Genomic DNA, 21,346 nt, shown 5'->3' on the forward strand with positions numbered 1-21,346 from the left:
ACATGTAACAGTTGTATAAACTATCGAATTGGAAAGGCCGGGAACAGTATGTTTCCCGGCCTTTCCAATTAATTAATAGCTTTGATGCCACACACCGTTTTGTGAGCATGCAGCACAGTGAATTTCCGGACCAAGAGAGAAAAAATGTCGCAACCAATAATCATTTTACGTTCCTTTTTCTGTATCTCCCTGTTAGTATGTTGTATAACCCGATTACAGGCCCAATACCGTACGAGCAAGCCGGCAGACGAACAAGACCTTCCCTCCCATACCGCACAGTTACAGGCATTACTGGCGCAAGGGAACGCATATCGCCAGTCCGATGCAGCGTCACAGCAGGCGTACCCGGTCCGTAGCAGCCACGTTGCCGGGTTACAGATCAAGTACCCTACCGACCAGGACATCCAACTGCTGATTAACAGCGCGCAGCTTAAACAAACGCAGATAGAAAAGGCCGCCCTGGTGCAAAAAATCACCTACCTGGGTGGTATTATCGTGCTGATAATTGCAGGCCTGTGCTACTACGGCTACCACATAAAAACCCGTAGCAACCGGCAACTGCTCATACAACAGAAAGAAATTAAAGCAAAGAACGAAAGCCTGCAACTTTTACTCGGTGAAAAAGAATGGCTGCTGCGTGAAATACACCACCGGGTTAAAAATAACCTGCAAATAGTAATAAGTCTGCTCAATATGCAATCGGGCCACCTGACCAACGAAGCCCTTACCGCCATCCGCCGCAGCCAGGACCGCATCAGCGCCATGTCGCTCATACACCAGCGCCTGTACCAGTCTGATGCACTGGCCATGGTGAATATGAAAGAATATATTAATGACCTGATATCACAGTTAAAAGACAACATGGAATGCCTGGCCAACATCAGTTATGAATTGAGCAGCGCACCTGTACAACTCGAAGTATCGCAGGCAGTACCGGTAGCGCTTATCCTAAATGAAGCCGTAACAAATGCTATGATACATTCTTTTTCCGGCCGCAAACAGGGCCGCATCTCCGTATCTCTGCAGCCAGGGGAAGTAGCAAACCAACTGGTGCTGTTAATTGGCGACGATGGTATTGGTTTACCACCGGCGCTCGAGCAGGCGCACGACAGCTCCATTGGCATCAACCTGATAAAAATGCTTACCCGGCAACTCAATGGCAGTTTAAGTATGATCAATGATCCCGGCCTGGTAATTAAGATAGAATTTAACATAGAAATGGACAGCGATTTTACCACCAGGGGGCCGGTAGCACAACAACTCCCATCATAAACCATGGATAAAATGACGCAAGCAAAAATCCTGATCGTGGAAGACGAACTGATAGTAGCCCGCGACTTGCAGATGATCGTAGAAAGGGCCGGCTACCAGGTATGTGGCACCGCGAGGTCGGTGGATAAAGCACTGGAGTTAATTATGCAGGAAACACCATCACTGGTGCTGCTCGACATTTTTCTGCATGGAAAAGAAACAGGCATTGACCTGGCCAGGCAACTGCGGGCGCACCATATCGCTTTCATGTACCTGTCGGCCAACTCCAGCCCCGAAATATTAGCGGCCGCCAAACAGACACAGCCTTATGGATTTTTAGTAAAGCCATTTCGCGAGCGCGACGTACTGGTCACCATAGAAATCGCATTGTACCTGCACCAGCAAAACGCCAGTACCCGCCGTCAGCAGGCCGCTGCGCTTACATTGCTAATGGAGAAACAGAAAGAAGAAGATACCAGTCTGCCCGAAACACTGGAAGAAGTGGCGCATGCACTGCAGCCCCTCCTGCACTTTGATTTCCTGCTGGTGCATAATGAAACAGGCAAAGTTCTGGCCGCGCTGCGCACCGGCTTTAACCACTACAAAGTATTGAATGAGCGCGACCTGGCGGCCAGTTGCCAGCTAAGCGAAAAGAAGTTTACAGCACTGTTAGGCAACAACCTGGCAGCGCCACAACCCGTTATATACAACGATGCCGCGTTCAAGCAGTTTTCGCACAGCAACGGGATCGCCAAACTACTCAGCGACACCTTCCACTTACAGTCCACCATTCAGATACCGCTACCCTCCGGGCAAACCAACCACTGTTGCCTGGCCTTTTTCAGCCGTAAAACCGATGCATATTTTACCGAATACATTAACTTTCTGCAAGGCATTGCGGCTCCGTTAGTAGCATTGCTGACAGGCAAATATCAGAAGGCCGCCAGCATTTCCGGTAAACCCAGGACAACAGACTGTACGAGCATTTTCGACAACATTATTGGCAGTCACCACTTGCTGTTGCAGGCGTTTGATGAAGTGAAACAGGTAGCCAGCGTAGATACTTCCGTACTCATCACCGGCGAAAGTGGTACGGGCAAGGAACGGATAGCAGAATGTATCCACAAACTATCGCCCCGTCGCGATAAACCGCTGGTAAAGGTAAACTGCGCTGCATTGCCCGAAGCACTTATCAACTCAGAGTTGTTCGGACATGAGAAAGGCGCATTTACAGGCGCTACCGAACGGCGTACCGGCAAGTTTGAGCAGGCCCACGAAGGTTCCATTTTTTTAGATGAGATTGGCGAGATGCCGCTGGAACTACAATCGAGGTTACTGAGAGTATTACAGGAAAGAGAAATTGAACGCCTGGGCGGTAAGACCCCTGTAAAGATAGATGTGCGCATTATTGCCGCCACCAACCGCAACCTGGAAAACGAAGTTGCAGCGGGCCGTTTCAGATTAGACCTTTACTATCGCCTTCACATCTTCCCTATTCACCTGCCTGCCCTCCGCGATCGCAAAGAAGACATACCGGCACTGGTGCATCATTTTTTAAAGATGCACAGCCAGAAGATAAACCGTGCTAATACCGACATATCCTCCAAAGCACTTGCGGCGTTGGTGGCACATAACTGGCCGGGTAACATCCGTGAGTTGGAACATGTGATAGAGAGAAGTGTGGTGATGGCGAAGGATGGGATGATTAGGGAGGTGGTGATAAGGGGGTAGACGAAAATTGTACATTCACCATTACTGTGAGAGGCTGTTATAATTCCTAAACCCCGGCACCCACTCCGCCGGAATAGCCAGCCGCTGTACATCAAGCAAACGTAAAGCATATTGCATGCTGTGTTTAAGCAGCTTTCCCTGGTGGTACAAATTGCAAAGGGTAGACAGGGCAGTATGCGTGTAGATGCCGCACAGCGGTTCGTCGAACATCTCGCCGGTGTATACAGTTACGTCTTGTTGGTGAGATGTAAGCAAATTACGGAGTATATCGGTGTGCATATCCCGGAGGTCGCAGGCGAGTATGAACAGATCGTCTTTGGGAAATAACAGGTGAGCGGTGAAGATGCCGCGTAGCGGGCCACCTATGTCGAGCGTGTTGTTATCAATAAATGTTGGGGTAATGCGCTGCGCAGCATACGATGACTCCTGCTCTTTGTTGATAGCATAGGACACAGGTATGCCGAGTGTTATCAGCTTTTCGCCGGCATGCTGCGCCCAGGGGATGCCATTATGTAACAGCAATCCTTTATCGCTACCCATGCGGCTGCTGCTGCCTCCGCAAAGTACTATCCCTCTCATGGTTCGGTGTAATGTTGCGCACCTTTTGCCACTTTAAACAGGTGAAGTATATGAGGGAACAACGCATGCATACTTTCCTCCGCACCTTTGGTGGACCCTGGTAATGTGACCACCAGCATATCGCCCATAAACCCGGCTACGCCACGCGACATCATCGCATATGGTGTACGCTCCTGCCCGTAGTTGCGTGCAGTTTCCATAATACCAGGAATGGGGCGGTCGAGCAGTGGCGAAAGGGCTTCAGGGGTGGTATCGCGGGGAGAAAGGCCGGTACCACCGCAAAACAAAGCCAGGCGGTAACCATCGGCTTGCAGAGAGCGGGCTTTGTCCTGCACCAGTTGTATTTCGTCGGGTATAATATCGTAAACAGCCGCCTTAAGCTGATGCGATTCCAGGATGCGGATGATAGCCTGCCCGGCCTGGTCGTGTTTCGTTCTAGCGCTAACGCTGTCGGAGCATACGACTACCGCACATTTTAGTTCCGGCACACTTTCTTTAAAATCAGATTTGCCCCCCTTCTTTTGCACCAGTTTAATATCACCGATCGTAATGTTCTTATCGATCGGTTTCAGCATATCATACATCGTAAGTGCTGTGATGGCCGCGCCGTGCATGGCCTCTACCTCTACGCCAGTGCGATAAATAGTATGCACTTCCACATAAATCAAAATATCAAGCCCCTCTATTTCATGTTTGATAGTCGCATATTCTACAGGCAACGGGTGACAATCGGGAATTACATCACTTGTTTTTTTAATTGCCAGTAAACCCGCAGCCCTTGAAAACTCCAGCACATCGCCCTTAGGCACTGTACGCGAACGCACGGCTTCAATAGTAGCTTCGCTGGAAACACTTAATCTGGCCTGGGCAATGGCTTTACGAAGACTTGTATTTTTATGTGTGATGTTGATCATTCTCTAGGTGTTTTGTTTCCACTGAATCGTATCGTCCGACAATATCTCTTTTCCCCATATTGGTAATTCCGCCTTAATACGTTCTACCACTTCCTCGCAGGCGGCCATAGCCGCTTTGCGGTGCGGGGCCGAGGTAAACACAAAGAGGCACAAATCCCCGGTATTTACACTACCCAAACTATGGTATACGTGCATACAGGTAAGGCCATATTTAGGAATAATCTCTTCCCGTATCTGATGCATTTGCTCCAGCGCCATGGCTTCATAAGCAGTGTACTCAATCGCTATCACGCCTTCATCCTCCCGCACCTGGCCCAGGAAAATACTATGTGCACCTATCTTTCGTTTGTGACTATGTTGTTGTATACTTTCCGCGATAAAGGCAGACGGTATGGGCCCCTGCACAAAAATATTCTTCATAAAAACAGTTTAAGTTAACCACCGGAAAAGGGTGGCAGTAAAGCCACTTCGGCACCATCGTTCAACACCTCGTTGTATACCGCCAGCTTTTTATTCACCGCCAAACTGTATGCCACTGCCGACAGTTCAGGATACTTAGTTTCCAACGTTTGCCGCAAACTGTTTGTATCGCCGGTAAATGGCCACAATAGTTTATCACTTTTAGTGATATCGCTCAGCCTTCCGAAAACTAAAATAGTAATCATTACACGTAATATAAATTCTTTCACAGCTATTTAGCCAATCATGATGATCTCCACTTCGTCGCCAACCCTGTACACCTGCCCCTCCGGGGCGAGTTTCACGAGGCAGTTCGCAATGGCAAAAGTATTGAGTTTATACGACTCCTGTCCCGTGAGCAGCGTTACCTGCGTATCGCTGCAAATGCCTTTCAGGAAATGCGTGAGGCCAGAAGGTTTTACAAAATCATGTGTGATGGGCAATGTTTTCACCTCACTCGCCGGCTGCCCCATCAACCGTTGCAATACCGGTTGTACGTACACGTAAAAACAAGTAAGTACAGCAGATGGGTTACCAGGCAATCCAAATATAAGGGTATTGCCCAGTTTTCCCGCGTACATTGGTTTAGCGGGTTTCTGTTTAACCCGGTGAAATAACGTGGTAACACCGCAGGACGAGAGCGCTTCTGCCACAAAATCGTAATCTCCTACACTTACGCCACCTGTGGTAAGTACAATATCCGCATTCGCTAATGCCTTACTGATAGCCAATTGTAACGCTTCCAGGTTATCTTCAACGTGTTGCACGTTAACATCAGTGATATGCAGCTGATGCAAAGCAGCCATCAGCGAGGCAGAATTAGCCTCATACACCTGTCCTGCCGCCAGTGGCTGGCCAGGCGACTGCAGCTCGTTACCTGTTATTATAATATGGACACGCGGCTTAGGATATACCTTTACTGCTGCAATACCCATCGTTGCCAGGAAGCCGATAGCCGCAGGCGTCAATTTCGTCCCTTTACGTAAAGCCAGCGAGCCAGCCATCGCCTCGGAGCCAATAGGGCGAACATTGCCTCCCTGCTTCAGCACATCGTCCGTAATCTGTAACAGTGCAGCTTCTACTGTCGTCTTTTCCTGCATCACCACCGTATCTGCACCATCCGGAACAGGGGCACCGGTAAAAATACGCATGGCCTGCTGCCGTTTTAAATCAGTCACATTCCCGGCTCCGGCCGGTATCTCGCCCGACACTTCTAACTGGCCGTTAGATTTCCATGATTCATAATTAAAGGCATAACCGTCCATAGCTGCCTGCCTGAATGCGGGAATGTTGCGCGGGGCTAGTATATCTTCTGCCAATACAAGGCCGGAGACCGCGTTTAACGGAAGTAACGCGGGCAACCCGGGACCAGTACTTTCATTTAATATTTGCGATGCAATACTTACACTAATCATACTTTATAATTTTTAGCCGCTGTTATGAATATTTATAACGGCAACCGTTAGCATAAAAAGACGCTTCTGAACACGAACAAACAAGTAACGAAATAAAATATATGATGTAAATAACAGAAGTAGCTATAAAATTCAGAGTATTTAATATAATTTCATGACTACAATCATAAAAATAACGAATTATAGTTCAACTATACGCAACTAAGCATAACATATATTATTTTCTAATTTATCGATTTTAGAATTGGCCATTTGCCTTTATACAAACACACGTTCCCTGAAAAACTGGTACAAAATCTAAACTAACCCGGCTTTTACCTGATCACTATCAGCCGGAGATGGCAATGCTATCATACACCCAAACAACGTGCGTTAGGACCACTTTTTAAAACCTGTTTGTATGCAAAATGCCAATAATCAGCCTCTGCAAAGGCTGCAGATCTTCAGCCTGGGTAGCCTTCAAATGCGCACCTTTCATATTACCTGGATGATGTTCTTTGTGTGTTTTTTTGGTTGGTTTGGCCTGGCACCGCTTATGCCTACCATCCGCGAAGACCTTCACCTCAGTAAAGGACAGGTAGGTAATATTATTATAGCTTCTGTATCATCCACCATCCTGGCGCGACTGCTGATCGGGCGCTTATGTGATACATGGGGGCCGCGCATCACTGCCGTAAGATTATTATTAGTCGGATCGATACCCGTAATGCTGGTCGGCTTGTCGAAAGATTACACAACCTTCCTTTTATTCCGTTTTGCCATTGGCATCATTGGTGCGTCGTTCGTAGTTACGCAATTTCATACTTCCATGATGTTTGCGCCTCATCTTAAAGGTACAGCCAATGCGGTAACCGGCGGCTGGGGAAATTTAGGTGGTGGTGTAACCAATATGGCCATGCCACTCATTTTTGCGGCTATCGTGTCGTTCGGCTATACCAAAGCAGAAGCCTGGCGATATGCGATGATCGTTCCCGGCTTAATGATGTGGGGCATTGCATTTCTATATTACCGCTACACGAAAGACACACCTGCCGGCAACTACAGCGAAATCGGACGCTCCACCGTAAAACAAAAAGCCGACTGGTCGATACTCTCCGACAGCCGCATCTGGGTATTATCACTCGCTTATGCCATGTGCTTCGGAATGGAAATCACCTTCGACAATATCGCAGCCCTTCATTTCACCGATTCATTTGGCTTATCGCAAAGTCACGCCGGATTTTGGGCGGGCGTATTTGGTTTCATGAACATATTTGCCCGCGCGCTTGGCGGTATTTTTTCTGATAAAATAGGATTAAAGTTTGGGTTGAAGGGGAAAGGGTGGTTACTGGCAACTGTACTGTTACTGCAAGGAATAGGCCTCGTATTTTTCGCACAGGCCGGCGGTATGACCATGGCTATTGTAAGTATGTTAGGCTTCGCCCTGTTTCTCAAAATGGCTAACGGTGCTACTTACGGCCTGGTACCATTTATAAACGAAAAGAACGCAGGGCTTGTGGCAGGCATTGTGGGCGCTGGCGGTAACGTGGGCGGCATGCTGTTCGGCTTTCTTTTCAAATCATCTTCCATCACTTATGTACAGGCATTTACTTATATAGGATTTATAGTGATGGGCGTATCTGTGATCGTATTCATCACCCGCTTCGGCAAACAGGCGGCCACCAGGCCAGAACGTGCCGAAAAGCCCGTACTGGCCATGGCGGACTAATTCGGATAAACTAATCGGGTATGGCTGGACCAGTTAAAACAACATGCTGTTACTGTGGCGTAGGCTGCGGCGTAATTGTGCATGAAGACAGGAATGGGCAGATTAAAGTAGAAGGGGATAAAGATCACCCGGTGAACAAAGGCATGTTATGCTCCAAAGGCATGAACCTGCACTACACCGTTATGGATACCAGCGACCGGTTGCTATACCCGGAAGTACGTTACAACCGTCATCAGCCAAGGCAGAGAGCCAGCTGGGAGCAGGCACTGGAGCGCACAGCCGCCGTATTTAAAACGCTGATCAGCAAATACGGTCCCGATTCCGTGGCATTTTATGCATCAGGACAATGTTTAACAGAGGAATATTACGTGGTCAATAAACTCATCAAAGGGTTCATCGGAAGCAATAATATTGATACCAACTCCCGTCTTTGTATGAGCAGTGCCGTTACAGGATATAAGATGGCATTGGGGGAAGATTCGGTACCCGTTTGTTATGACGATATCGAACTGGCCAGCTGCATATTTGTAGCCGGCGCCAACCCGGCATGGTGCCATCCTATCCTGTGGCGCAGGGTGGAAGCCGCAAAGGCCGCCAATCCTGCACTGCAAATCATTGTAAGCGATCCGCGTGTTACACAAACAGCCTCTATCGCCACTTTACACTTACAATTATTACCCGGCACCGACATCGTACTACATCATGCATTAGGCAGATGTATGATTGAAGAAGGATACATTTCTCCGCAATTCCTCGAGGACCATACCAGCGGCTTCGACGAATACCGCGACACCGTCATGCAACGCAGCCTTGAAGAAGCAGCAGCTATTTGCGGCATAGCAGTAAACGATATAAAAAAGGCCGCCCGCATGATGGGGCGCGCCAAAGGTTTCCTGAGTATGTGGACCATGGGCCTCAACCAAAGTGTGGTAGGCGTACATAAAAACCTGAGCCTGTTAAACCTGCATTTAATTACAGGACAAATAGGCAAACCGGGTGCTGGTCCACTTTCATTAACGGGTCAGCCCAACGCGATGGGCGGCCGCGAAGTAGGAGGATTATCCAACCTGCTGCCAGCACACCGCAACCTCGACAATGCTGCGCATCGCGAAGAAGTACAGGCTTTTTGGGGAGGAACAAAAATATCGGAGCAGCCTGGCCTCACCGCCACTGAAATGTTTGAAGCACTGGAAAGTGGTAAACTGAAAGCAATATGGATCATGTGTACCAATCCGCTTGTTAGTTTACCAGATGTTAAACGGGCAGAAGCGGCCCTGCAAAAAGCGAAGTTTGTAGTAGTACAGGAAATATCAAACAAACCAGAAACACTCGCTTTTGCAGATGTAGTATTACCCGCCGCCGGTTGGATAGAGAAAGAAGGTACGATGACGAACGCGGAACGCCGCATCACTTATCTGCCCAAATTAAAAGACGCACCCGGAGAAGCTTTACCCGATGCAGAGATCATTTGCCGCTTTGCGCAAAAGATGGGCTACCATGGATTTGACTATTTATCCAACGCCGAAATTTATGCGGAACATTGTCAGCTTACAAAGGGCACCAATATCGACATCAGTGCATTAAGTTATGATATACTTAAAGCCAAACGCTCCGTACAATGGCCATATGCAGGCAAAAGTACACCGCGGCTATTCACCCGTCACCAATTTTACACCCCCAGCCAAAAGGCTATCATACACAGCTTTCCGGACAACAACGAATCGGAACTGCCAACACCTGAATTTCCGCTGATCCTTACTACAGGCCGTATACGCGACCAATGGCATACGATGAGCAAAACGGGAAAAGTAGGCAAATTGAAACAACATATACCGCAATCGTTCCTGGAAATACACCCGGACGATGCGGCTGAACTGAACATACGACAGAATGATATTGTGGAGGTGCGGAATACGAGGGGGCTGGTAAGGGTTAAAGCGCAACTCTCTGCCGGCATCAGGAAAGGCGTAGTGTTTTTACCGATGCACTGGGGAAAGATTTTGAACAGCGACCTGCAGCGGGCGAATAACCTCACCTCTCCCCTTATCGACAAACGCTCCAAACAACCCGATTTCAAATACGCGGCCGTGAGTGTTTGTCGCTACGAAAAACCCGCACAGAAAATACTGATCATAGGTGCAGGAGCAGGTGCGCATGGGTTCGTACACAGCTACCGCGCCCTTAACACCCGCGACACCATCACCATCTTCAGTAAAGAAAATCTGCCATTTTATAACCGTGTAATGCTGCCCGATTACATTAGCGGCAGCCAGCAATGGGAACAACTGGTAAAAATGACAGAGCGCCAGGAAAAAGAGATGGAAATTAACGTTGAGAAAGGCGTAAGCATCACCCACATCGACCGCGAACACAAAACAATTACCGACGACCGTGGCCAGGTGCATACTTACGACATCTTGATACTGGCCACCGGCAGCAGGCCTGCCATATTAAAGGATACACCTCCCCTGCCCGGCATTTTTACTATGCGCACACGAGTAGACGCCGATCGATTTAAAACACACATCAACCCGGAAAAAGGCCGTGTATTGATTATCGGTGGCGGCCTGCTGGGCATAGAGCTGGCAGGATCATTACGTGAAGCAGGCGTAGAGGCCAGCATCCTGCAACGCGGGTCCAAATTGATGGACAGGCAACTGGACGTACTGGGTAGCCAGCTTTTATATGAAGCATTACAGGAACGAGGAATAGAGGTGATATTTAATGACGAAGTGGCCAGCTACCAGGGTAAACAAGCTGTAGAAGGCGTAAGACTTAAAAGTGGCCGGCTGCTGGCCTGCCAGGCTGTAGTCATGTCGATCGGTACGGTGCCTAATATAGAACTGGCGCAGTCTTCTGCACTGGACTGCAAACGCGGCATCGTCGTCAATGAATACCTGCAAACCTCCGACCCAGCTATTTATGCAGTAGGTGAAATCGCCGAATTCAAAGGTGCTTCTTATGGTATTACGGCAGCGGCGGAACAGCAGGCGGAGGTAGTTGCCCAACACCTTAGCGGTGATATTGCTTCTTATTATCGCGGAACAGTATCCATGAACATCCTGAAAATACATGGACTGGAACTGTGTTCACTGGGAATAATAGAAGCGCCGAAAGATGCGGGGTACGAAGAAGTGGTGTTTACAGACAGGGCGCAACACTATTACAAAAAGTGCATCGTATACCAGGACAAACTTGTAGGTGCCATCCTTATCGGAGATAAAACAGAATTTACGGAGTTTAAAGACCTGATACAACAGCAAACGGAGTTATCTGAAAAACGCCTGTCCCTGCTACGCTCTGGTAAAAAAGCGGAACCGGTGATCGGCAAACTGGTATGCTCCTGCGGCAACGTTGGCGAAGGCAATATTTGCCAGCATATTGCGAACGGTGTTACTGATCTTCAACAATTATGTAATGCTGCAGGCGCGGGGCTTGGCTGTGGCAGTTGCAAACCGGAAGTAAAAGCGATACTGGAAAAAGAAATACAGCAAAACACGATGGTGATAAAACAGGAAAAGATAGCGGTTGCATGAAAAAGGATATAGCCATCACCATCAATTTTACAGGCGGAATTATTTCGCCCGGCACCCTTTTACGTTTACTGGAAGTGGCGGAGGTTGCTATGGTAAAACAGGTGCAGTTCGGACTGCGGCAACAGTTACTTTTATCTATCCCCGAAAAACATTTTAAAACCTTTCAGAAGGGATGTGATGCGCATGGCATTACCTGGCAGAAAGGTCCGAAACCTAACCCGAACCTCACCAGTACTTACCCCGCCGCCGGTATTATGCTGGCCGACAGCTGGCTTACAGAAGGAGCCTACAAAGACATATTCGACACTTTCCGTTACACGCCTTCGTTGAAAATCAACATCTGCGATCAGCAACAAACGTTTGTGCCATTCTTTACCAGTCATATTAACTGGATAGCCTCCACCCATACACATTACTGGCACCTGGCCATCAGGCTCCCCCGTACCAATACGATACTGCACTGGCCGGAGCTGGTGTATAGTAATAATATAGCGGCTATTTCACAGGCGCTTGAACAGCAGTTATTGAACGGGCAACAGGATGTAAATATATTATTGGGGAAGATAAAAGAGCAAGTGCCTTACATCGCCCTGCCGCTGTCGCAGCCCCTCTCCTTACCCACGTTTCACCTCCCCTATTACGAAGGGTTTAACAAAGAGGCTGATCAGCATTATTGGCTGGGTATTTACCGCCGCGACGAAACTTTTAGCATCCCTTTACTGAAGGAGTTATGTAACATCTGCCTGGAAACACATATCGGTGAGCTGTACGTTACCACCTGGAAGTCGCTCATTATTCGCCGCATATCACCGCAACACCGTCCGCTATGGGACTATGTATTGGGCAAACACCGCGTAAATGTGCGGCATGCCGCCAATGAATTGAACTGGGTGGTGGAAACCGAAGAAGACCTGCTGCTTAAACGGCACATCATCCGCCACTTCGACCGGGAAGATGTGCGTACTTACGGGTTATGTTTCAATGTAAGGCAGAAAAGTACCACCGGCTTATTTGGTTCTGTAGTGATCCGCCTGCACGGGTCCCACGCATCGGGACGTTTAAGGTCGATGGATCGGTTCGACATACTACACGCCCGCGACTTTAATCCCAACACCAGCGAGTGGCTGATGTACCGCGAGCAGGTGCAGAAAGAACACCTTGGTGTGTACCTGGTATCATTATGTAAAGCCTTTTATGAACAAAACAGCCGCGAGGACCTGTTGCAGCAATATTATGTAATGAATAACCCTATCGTGGGCGGCGAGCAACAATTGCCTATGGTGCATCAATGCGGGCACTGCCTAACGGTATATGATGCCTGGGCGGGAGAACCGGAACAGGGCATAGTTCCCGGTACAGCCTTTGAAAACCTGCCTGATCATTATCGCTGCAGCCTTTGCGAAAGCCCGCTTGAAGCATTTAATACGGTATCGGCCACTAACAAATAAGTATACACTAACATCGCCAATAATTCATTATCTTCCGTAATAATCCTCCAATTAGTTTATCCGGACAAATTTTCAGCACAAAAGACTGTTAGATGAAACACTTAATGTTGTTGCTTTCCGTACTGCTATTACAGCAGTCAGCGCAGGCCCAGACAGAGATTCCATTATATGAAAACACCGTACCCGGCAACCTGCCTGGCAGGAACGAAGAAACAAGGGAAACTACCGGTGGCATTCTACGTATCGGAAAAATTACCCAGCCAACGCTCAGTATCTATAAACCCGCGAGAGGCAAAGCCAACGGGGCCGCTGTGATTATTTGTCCCGGTGGAGGTTACTTTATAGAAGCTGCCGGGCATGAAGGGGCTGATGTGGCGAAGGAATTCACGAAAATCGGCGTTACGGCGTTTGTATTAAAGTACCGCATCCCCAATGCAGAACGGCAGGATAACCCATCCATCGCGCCACTGCAGGATGCACAGCAGGCGATACGGCTCGTAAGAAAACGCTTCCAGGAATGGAAGGTAGATCCACAACGCATAGGTATCCTCGGATTTTCGGCGGGTGGTCACCTGGCGTCTACGGCTGGTACACATTTCGACAGCAGCTTTATCAGTAATCCGGAAAATATAAGTCTCAGGCCCGACTTCATGATGCTTATCTATCCTGTTATCAGCTTTACCAACAAGCCTCACCAGGGATCTGCAAAGAACCTGCTGGGTAGTAATGCAGGCTCCAAGTCGCTCACCTTTTTCTCAAGCGAGCAACAGGTGACGGCCGCTACTCCTCCAACATTCCTGGTACACGCATCCGACGATGATGGTGTTGACCCTGCTAATAGTATCCTTTTTTACCAGGCCCTGTTGCAAAATAAAGTGCCGGCCGAACTCCACCTCTATCAGCAGGGCGGACATGGCTTTGGGCTTAATATTAAAGGCCGGGAGGAACAGTGGTTCCAGCGTTGTGTGGGATGGATGAAAAGCAACGGCTGGCTGGTCGCAGCTGTTAACCGCCAGCACCTCTATGTAAAGGGCCGTTATCTATATACACCCAGTGGCGAAAAAATAGTATTAAGAGGCGTGAATAAGATGAATGTTTTTAGTGATAAAACCGGTGAAAAGTCATTTCCGGAAATTGCTAAAACCGGTGCCAACGTGGTAAGAATTGTATGGATGAAACAAGGCGGCGGTGGCCCTCAGCTCGACACGATCATCAGCAATTGTATCAAACATAAAATGATACCCTTAATAGAGCTGCACGATGCTACGGGCAAATGGGATAAACTGCAGGAATGTGCTGATTACTGGAGCCGTAAAGATGTAGTAGCTGTCATCAAAAAATATAAACGTTACCTGCTGCTCAACATCGCCAACGAAGCAGGCGACGCCAGCGTAACGCAGGAGCAGTTTAACACCCGGTACACAGCCGTCATCAAGCAACTTCGCAAAGCGGGCATAGAGGTACCGCTGGTCATAGACGCCGCGAACTGGGGGCGGAATGAAAACTATCTTTTCAATAGCGCCGAGCCCTTAATACAGGCCGATCCGAAAAAGAACCTCGTGTTCTCCTGGCACATCTGGGATTCTGGCATTGCCAACCAGCGTATTTCTTCGGCCATCGATCGCTCCATACAAAAGAATTTCATGCTGCTTATCGGCGAATTCGCTCCCATGGAGGTGAAATGTAACTGCTGCATACCTTACCAGTTCATCATGGAATATAGTCAGCAGAAAAGCATTGGCTGGCTCTCCTGGAGCTGGGGCCCCGGCAACACTGATTGTCCGGCCATGGACATGACCCGTACCGACGCCTTTGACAGTCTTTATGGATGGGGAAAAGAAGTAGCACTTACGCATCCTTTCAGCATAAAAAATACTTCGCTACGACCTTTGTCTTTATTCAGATAAAACAGAAACGCCGGGTAAGTCCCGGCGTTGTTCATTTCCTGCATTTACGACTTGGCGCGCCGCGAATAAAATATCTTGTAGCCCACTCCGGCCTCTATCCAATCGGCAGTAGCGCCATTAAAGGTCTTTAATCCTATCTGTGTAAATAACCTTTTATTGATTTCATAACGTACTGCAGGGCGGATAAACATATTCCCCTTTAATTCACGCCCAAGGCTGGTCAGGTTATAACCCACCTGGAACTTCACTGCTAATCTCCAGAACATGAAATCGTAACCAACGTGCGCAGCAGGGAAAAATGTTTCCTGGGCAGCTATATTCTGTTTATGCTCCATGGTGTCAGTGGCACTCGGATCATTAAACGCATCAAAACCAATACTGATCCCATGTTTGGTATTAAATTTATGTTGATACTCCCCCACTAGTGAAGTCGTCAGGTAACGACTATTCGTACCTGCATCATCCTTATTTTGCGCCGTTCCCAACGCGAGATAGAGAGAAATATTATCCTCTTTAATAGCCCTTGGCCTGCTGCGTTTGGGCAGGGAGGGCCTTGCCGGCAGGATCGTAGCAGGGTACAGCGAGTTATCTACCTTACGCTGCTCAGCATTAAAGTTATAACGCATACCCGCGCTGAAGCCCATCATATTTAAACCCATATTAGGTGTTACCGAGCGGCCATTGCTAAAGTGCGTAAGATCAACTCCATAAAGGACATCCATTTCGCGGTTTAATTTGTACCTGCCCCCTACATGCATCGAGAAATACACGGCGAACTTAGCGCCTATCGCATCGTTCATTACGTTATGCTTCGGGTTATAAGGCTTAAGATTGTAAGTAACCCCAAGCGCGGGTTCTACCTGCAGGTTATGCCGCGGCCGTTCCCAAAAAGGGAAGGTAATAAAGCCAAACAACGCATTAGGGTTACCGAAAATATCCACATCACCCACATACCCGCTATACCAGCCAATACCGTACGACGGAAAACCTAACTCACGCTCCCAGTCGTGTTTGCCCTGAGATTGCCAGCCGGTACGCACTTCTATTGAACTATACCCATGCTTCAACTTATCGCCAAGTGTTTCCCCTGTGTAAAAATGTTTACCGGAATGAAGTTTCAGGCTGGCAAACTTATAAGTACCAACATTGGACGATTGCTGGGCATAAGCGAAGCAGGGAAGGATAAAAGACAGCAGGAACAGGCGTAGGCGCATATCAAAGTTGTTATGGAAGAATTTGGTTGAAGATATAAATTATTCATCCATTAACATGTGCGACAAGGAAATTGTTGAGATAGATTTAATAAACCGAAAAATACTAAAAAAAGTAGTCCGAATAGACCATGGCGTAGCAACTCATGGAGCGGTTGATCATGTTACCGAATACCACCACGTTTTCCCTGAATTTAACATGGTCGTACTTCCAACTCGTTTGCAGGTAAAATTTGTAGCCTATAAACTTGCCGTCCAGTTCATTGCTGGTAATTCCCCAAACGGTCATGGCCACGCCATTTCGTTCTGCCGTGATATCCATGATCTTTCTTGAAGCAGAATCTACCCAAACTTTAATCTGGATGAAGTCGGTAGTGCCGGCCACTTTCACCACTGCACTGTCAGAATACAAAAAGTAAGGCGGGCGGTATAATTCAAAAAGTGCCGTATCTGCGATCATAGCCTCGGCTATAAATTGATCGAGCATGCCGATAGTGTCCAGTGCTACCGGAAGATGGTCCTCGTCCTGCACCGACCGGTGCTGACCCAGCAGGTCGATGCTGTAAAGGTATTGCTCCAGGGTAACTACGGAGTCCGGATAATGTGGCGCAAGCCGGGGACTTACCTCTTCACTTCGGCTGCTGCAGCTGCTTACCAACAGGCCTGCACATAATATTCCCATAAACAAAGTCAGGTTGCCCATAAAATATGGTAAGGGGTGGTTTTACTACTATAACGACCAAACGTAACTCCGGGGGCCATATCGAAAAACATTTTTGGTGAGGCTTTGCACCAAATACATCTAACAGATTCATTATCAAATTGATTGATCCATTTTCATTATTCTGCCTACTTTAGACATCAGTTGGCCAACCCTGTTTCCCTTTTTTCATTTAGCCTTAAGTAACGATTCCGTAAGCGAACCTACAGAAGAGGACGTGACTAAGTTCTCGCCCATCGCAATCCGGTTATTATTTCCTGCTTTACATGCCCCCGAATGAAGCAAAGCATGCTTCCCGGCATTGCTATGTCATTGGGGGATATTATAACGAACAAATCCGTGTATGAACTCAATACCTCTACAGGACCTGACGGATGTAACTTTTGTTATTCCGCTTAGGATCGATTCTTTAGAACGGCTGGAAAACGTGGTAGCCTGCACCAGTTACCTGCTCCGGTTCTTCAATACTCACATTACCATTCTTGAAGCGGCCCCTTTGCCCAACAGGTTCTTAAAATACGAGCTGGATAGTCGCATAAAAGTGATGTTCACAGAAGATCATGATCCGATTTTCCACCGCACCAAACTTCTGAACCAGCTAAGCCAGTCTGTTACCACCAGCCTGCTCGCCATATGGGACTCGGACGTTATTGCCGATCCTAAACAAATAACAGCCGCGGTGGAATTACTGCGGGCGGGCAAGGCCGATTTCGTGTATCCGTACAATGGCGTGTTTGCCGATACGGGCGTAGCGAAACGCGCCGAGTTTATCCAGACCGGAGATATAGCATTGTTAATGCAGGACATGGTGAATATGTGGCTACCATACGGCGTATTAGCCTGTGGTGGTGGCTTTCTTGCTAACCTGACCGCCTATCGTAACACCGGAATGGAAAACGAAAACTTTTACGGCTGGGGACCGGAAGATGGCGAAAGGGTGAAACGATGGAAGATACTGGAACAACACGTACTCAGGATCACAGGACCATTATTCCACCTCACCCACCCACGCGGAGTAAACAGCGGCGACCGTACCGTAGAAGATCATAGGGCCGGGATTAAAGAGTACCTGAGAATCTGCAGGATGAGCAAAACAGCACTCGAATCTGAAGTAAATAGCTGGCATCTTAAATAGAAGAATATGCAACAATCATTTTCCCAATACCAAAAGAAACTCTCCTTATGGGCCTTTAGTAACAGGGCTGCCATATCGGACCCGGGCATTATCAATGGGCGGATGGGGCTCTGCATCAACCTTTATCATATCGCACATCATTTAAAGGATGAAATGCTGAAGGCCAATGCGGAATGCCTGCTGAACGAGATTTTGCAATCAGTACAAAATACACCGGGACCAGGCTGGCAGTTCGGTAATGGCATTAGCGGCATAGGCTGGGGCATTGAACACCTGGCCCAGCAGGGTTTTATTGATGCAGATACAGGTGAGTCGCTGGAGGACTTCGACACTAAACTTACACAGCAACGAACAATGGGCACCAGTATGAAGCTCAGCATCAAACAGGGATTTACCGGCATGGCCTATTATTTTATGAAACGCCTGCAAAATCCGGTGGCCGACCATGAGCATATGCGCTCGCTGATGAACAAGCAAAACCTGATCGCCCTTATTGAGCAGATGGACTATTACCGCGAAAGCACCGTCAATAATGGCCTCGAAAAGCTACAGTACGTTGACTACTGGGGCCTGCCGCAACTGGCGACCATGCTGGCTGCAGTCCACGATCTGGATCTTTTTAACAGTACGGTAGATAAGCTGATCGAATGGTTGTACAAGCTGGTATGTTTTGCTGAACCAGATCACGTTGTGTTTAAACTATCGCTGGCGCTTACCCTCTCCAGGCTTAAGTCCAAAGTAATGGTAAAAGATAAGATGCGTGAACTGCTGTGGGATGTGAACCCTGCCAACTTAACTTCTGCCTGCGAAGCAGGACTGATCACCGAACAGGATATCGCTAAAACATACATCGAACTAACCGATGGTTCAGATAACGAATTGCTGAATGCCGACGCTCTTTTCTGGACAACAGCGTCGCAACAATACCTGTACTCACTGCCACTTAACGATACAACATTCGCTGCATCCGGGATCATGGATGGTTTTAACGGCCTTTATCTGCTGTTGCGGCATAACGAAGCTTATGTTCCTGTTTCTTAAACCTTAAAAGTTATTTAATGAAAAGAATCGAAAAACTAACCTTGGCGGAACTCGCCAGCGAGGCAAGTTTGCTTACAAAGGAAGAAAAGATGTCGATGTACGGAGGCTCCGGCCCTATCGATGGTCTCTGTGCATTCGAAGCCATGGAAATACTGAGCGCCTACTTTGGCTGCAACTACAGCATGAATTATTACCAGTCCACGTTTACGGCCACTTACGGGTTTAGCTCAGTGTACGGTACATCCGGTACTGGTCCGGCTATCCCCGGCCCCACACCTTCGCTGGTAAACCAGTTTATGGTGACGCAGTTTTCGGCGAGGAATATCGGAATCACGGATATCGAGACCGAACTGGGTTTGGGGCGGCAGATAATGGTCGATCTCAAGACGGGACAAAACTTCACCCATGCGGTCGTAATTACTTCCTTTGACTCGTCAACCGGCGAGTATATCTACAGGCAGGCAGGAAGTACTGGCCGTGCCACACCAGACAAAATAAACGGTGCGGTACTGTTAAGCGTAAGTGACGGCTACGCACATTAATAAATGAAAGGAACTTAGCTGGAGCATATCCTTACTTACAGGGATATGCTCCATTTCAAAAAATAATAACATCGAAAGAAATATGATACTCAAGTTTAAAATTGCATTCTTAAGTATGATCGTATTGTTTTGCATATGCAAAACATGCATCGCTCAATCTCAAAATATATTTCTTATCAAGCGTGGCTACCTCAACCTCACATTCGACAAACCCTATGGGTTCTCGGATATGGATTTTGATAATGAATTCTTCTATTATACGTCCAATCCATCGCAAAACCGTTTAAAGGTCATTAATCCGTTAAACTACCGGATGATTTCCAGCGACAGTAGCGTTATAATTTCGTTCCTCATAAAAACATTAGATGTTTCGTTGGACTCCTCCCGTTTGCTACAAATGTTATTCCCAGGACAGACAGCTAATACATCATATCTACTCGACATTAGGAACAAAGCAGATACGATTAACGACAAAGTGATTTTTTACTCTAAGGATCAGAGTCGCGACAGATACAACGCTGATGTTGCCGGAGAATACGGCTTCACTATGGAAGTACCATACCTTCAGCGGTATCCGTACTGTCGAATTGTTTTCCTGCATCAGCAAAGCCTTGGCGACGTAGAGATTTACTATTTCCATACAGCTTCCGGTAAGGAGAAGGTCAAATCATTAATAGCCTCCGCTCAGTGCATGACCAAATACAAAAGCTTCACCGACCGCCCTAAAGCACCCGTATTCAACGGACCAATTAAACATTGAACTAACTTATGTTTACTCCATTCTCCCGCTACTGGCAACAGTATGGCATGAACCGTGACCATGTCCGTTTGAAGATGGTTTCCAGACGGGGAATATGTTACTTAAATCCAAACATTATGCTAAAAAAATTTCCAGTTATTGTTCTCCTACTAATAATCTACAGTCATTTATGCGTATCACAAACACGTAAAGGCTTCGATATTGACTGCAACTATATTAACCTGACTTTTGAAAATCCACCGGGGTTTACGCACCAGGACCTCCCTCGTGAGTTCTTCTATTACACTAGCAATCCATCCCAAAATAGGTTAAAAGTAATCACGCCGTTAGCTTACAGGCTTGTGAATACAGCCAGTTCTATCATGATCGGATTTATTGTAAAAACGTTGGACACTTCTCTTGATCGCTCAAGGCTTCTTCAATTGCTTAATCCAGGAATTACCCGTAATACTGGGTATAAGCTCGGCATCCGAAATAATGCAGACACCATCAATGACAAAGTAATCATCTACACCAAAGAAGAAAGCCGCAACCGCTTTAACGCCGACCTGGCCGGAGAATATGGTTTTACGATGGAAATTCCCTATCTCTATAAATACCCATTTTGCAAGATATTATTTATACAACAGGATAATCTTGGAGAAACAGAAATATTCTACTTCTATACGGCGGCAAGTAAGGATGCTGTCAGGAAACTTATGGATACCGCCGAGTGCATGACCAAATACAAAAGCTTCACCGATCGCCCGGTAGTTCCAATATTTCACGGCCCAATTAAAGATTGAACTAACTTATGTTTACTCCATTTCCCTGCGACCGGCAGCTGGACACCATGGACTGTGGCCCGGCCTGTTTGAAGACGATTGCCAAACATTATGGTAAATATTATTCGCTGCAATACCTGCGGGATAAATGCGGGCTTACCAGGCACGGGGCCTCTTTCATCGACCTTGGTTGTGCGGCGGAAAGTATCGGGCTAAGAAGCCTG

The 21,346-nt window shown here is 47.6% G+C and carries 19 protein-coding genes; 12 read left to right on the top strand and 7 right to left on the bottom strand.

Annotated elements, in window-relative coordinates:
- Nucleotides 1–144: 144 nt before the first annotated feature.
- Nucleotides 145–1,272, top strand: a complete 1,128-nt coding sequence (locus QZT80_RS07175; protein WP_295119786.1) for a sensor histidine kinase — start codon at nt 145–147, stop codon at nt 1,270–1,272.
- 12 nt (nt 1,273–1,284) lie between these two features.
- On the top strand, nt 1,285–2,982 hold the full coding sequence (locus QZT80_RS07180; protein ID WP_295119790.1) for a sigma 54-interacting transcriptional regulator: 1,698 nt from the start codon (nt 1,285–1,287) through the stop codon (nt 2,980–2,982).
- Nucleotides 2,983–3,003: 21 nt separating this feature from the next.
- Here QZT80_RS07180 and QZT80_RS07185 read toward each other — a convergent pair whose 3' ends face one another.
- Genes QZT80_RS07185 through glp form a run of 5 tightly spaced genes read right to left on the bottom strand, consistent with a single transcriptional unit; the run spans nt 3,004 to nt 6,349 of the window.
- Complete coding sequence (locus QZT80_RS07185) at nt 3,004–3,561, bottom strand: molybdenum cofactor guanylyltransferase (protein WP_295119792.1); 558 nt, start codon at nt 3,559–3,561, stop codon at nt 3,004–3,006.
- Entirely contained in the window at nt 3,558–4,475 is a 918-nt protein-coding gene (gene moaCB, locus QZT80_RS07190; RefSeq protein WP_295119795.1) for a bifunctional molybdenum cofactor biosynthesis protein MoaC/MoaB, read from the bottom strand. The genes QZT80_RS07185 and moaCB overlap by 4 nt, the downstream gene beginning before the upstream one ends.
- 3 nt (nt 4,476–4,478) lie before the next feature.
- Nucleotides 4,479–4,895 (bottom strand): molybdenum cofactor biosynthesis protein MoaE, encoded by a 417-nt coding sequence (locus QZT80_RS07195; protein WP_295119798.1) that lies wholly within the window; start codon nt 4,893–4,895, stop codon nt 4,479–4,481.
- Nucleotides 4,896–4,909: 14 nt separating this feature from the next.
- A complete protein-coding gene (locus QZT80_RS07200; protein ID WP_295119801.1) occupies nt 4,910–5,140 on the bottom strand; it encodes a MoaD/ThiS family protein in 231 nt (76 codons plus the stop codon).
- A 30-nt stretch (nt 5,141–5,170) separates the two neighbouring features.
- Nucleotides 5,171–6,349 (bottom strand): gephyrin-like molybdotransferase Glp, encoded by a 1,179-nt coding sequence (gene glp, locus QZT80_RS07205; RefSeq protein ID WP_295119803.1) that lies wholly within the window; start codon nt 6,347–6,349, stop codon nt 5,171–5,173.
- A 400-nt stretch (nt 6,350–6,749) separates the two neighbouring features.
- Here glp and QZT80_RS07210 point away from each other — a divergent pair, with 400 nt between their 5' ends.
- From QZT80_RS07210 to QZT80_RS07225, 4 genes are all read left to right on the top strand, one after another.
- Complete coding sequence (locus tag QZT80_RS07210; RefSeq protein ID WP_295119806.1) at nt 6,750–8,057, top strand: NarK family nitrate/nitrite MFS transporter; 1,308 nt, start codon at nt 6,750–6,752, stop codon at nt 8,055–8,057.
- 20 nt (nt 8,058–8,077) lie between these two features.
- Complete coding sequence (locus tag QZT80_RS07215; protein ID WP_295119809.1) at nt 8,078–11,593, top strand: nitrate reductase; 3,516 nt, start codon at nt 8,078–8,080, stop codon at nt 11,591–11,593.
- Entirely contained in the window at nt 11,590–13,041 is a 1,452-nt protein-coding gene (locus tag QZT80_RS07220; RefSeq protein ID WP_295119812.1) for a rubredoxin, read from the top strand. Before QZT80_RS07215 ends, QZT80_RS07220 begins: the two co-directional genes overlap by 4 nt.
- Nucleotides 13,042–13,133: 92 nt before the next feature.
- The gene (locus tag QZT80_RS07225; RefSeq protein ID WP_295119815.1) at nt 13,134–14,948 is read left to right on the top strand and encodes a cellulase family glycosylhydrolase; all 1,815 of its coding nucleotides are present in this window, start codon (nt 13,134–13,136) and stop codon (nt 14,946–14,948) included.
- Nucleotides 14,949–14,992: 44 nt separating this feature from the next.
- On the opposite strand, the gene QZT80_RS07230 is transcribed toward QZT80_RS07225, so the two are convergent.
- Complete coding sequence (locus tag QZT80_RS07230; protein WP_295119818.1) at nt 14,993–16,162, bottom strand: acyloxyacyl hydrolase; 1,170 nt, start codon at nt 16,160–16,162, stop codon at nt 14,993–14,995.
- Between the two features lie 103 nt (nt 16,163–16,265).
- On the bottom strand, nt 16,266–16,841 hold the full coding sequence (locus tag QZT80_RS07235; protein ID WP_295119820.1) for a hypothetical protein: 576 nt from the start codon (nt 16,839–16,841) through the stop codon (nt 16,266–16,268).
- 382 nt (nt 16,842–17,223) lie between these two features.
- Here QZT80_RS07235 and QZT80_RS07240 point away from each other — a divergent pair, with 382 nt between their 5' ends.
- The 6 genes from QZT80_RS07240 to QZT80_RS07265 all read left to right on the top strand — a co-directional run.
- Nucleotides 17,224–18,015 (top strand): galactosyltransferase-related protein, encoded by a 792-nt coding sequence (locus QZT80_RS07240; protein ID WP_295119823.1) that lies wholly within the window; start codon nt 17,224–17,226, stop codon nt 18,013–18,015.
- Nucleotides 18,016–18,021: 6 nt separating this feature from the next.
- A complete protein-coding gene (locus tag QZT80_RS07245; RefSeq protein WP_295119826.1) occupies nt 18,022–19,056 on the top strand; it encodes a lanthionine synthetase LanC family protein in 1,035 nt (344 codons plus the stop codon).
- Nucleotides 19,057–19,073: 17 nt separating this feature from the next.
- A complete protein-coding gene (locus tag QZT80_RS07250; RefSeq protein ID WP_295119829.1) occupies nt 19,074–19,598 on the top strand; it encodes a hypothetical protein in 525 nt (174 codons plus the stop codon).
- A 115-nt stretch (nt 19,599–19,713) separates the two neighbouring features.
- Nucleotides 19,714–20,358, top strand: coding sequence for a hypothetical protein (locus QZT80_RS07255; RefSeq protein WP_295119832.1), 645 nt, complete (start codon nt 19,714–19,716; stop codon nt 20,356–20,358).
- Between the two features lie 8 nt (nt 20,359–20,366).
- Nucleotides 20,367–21,143: a hypothetical protein gene (locus QZT80_RS07260; RefSeq protein ID WP_295119835.1), complete on the top strand. Its 777-nt coding sequence runs from the start codon at nt 20,367–20,369 to the stop codon at nt 21,141–21,143.
- Nucleotides 21,144–21,151: 8 nt separating this feature from the next.
- A partial coding sequence (locus QZT80_RS07265; protein WP_295119838.1) for a cysteine peptidase family C39 domain-containing protein occupies nt 21,152–21,346 on the top strand: 195 nt, incomplete at its 3' end.

It is taken from the genome of uncultured Chitinophaga sp. (genome assembly GCF_902168175.1).
In the GTDB taxonomy this organism is placed as follows: Bacteria; Bacteroidota; Bacteroidia; order Chitinophagales; family Chitinophagaceae; genus Chitinophaga.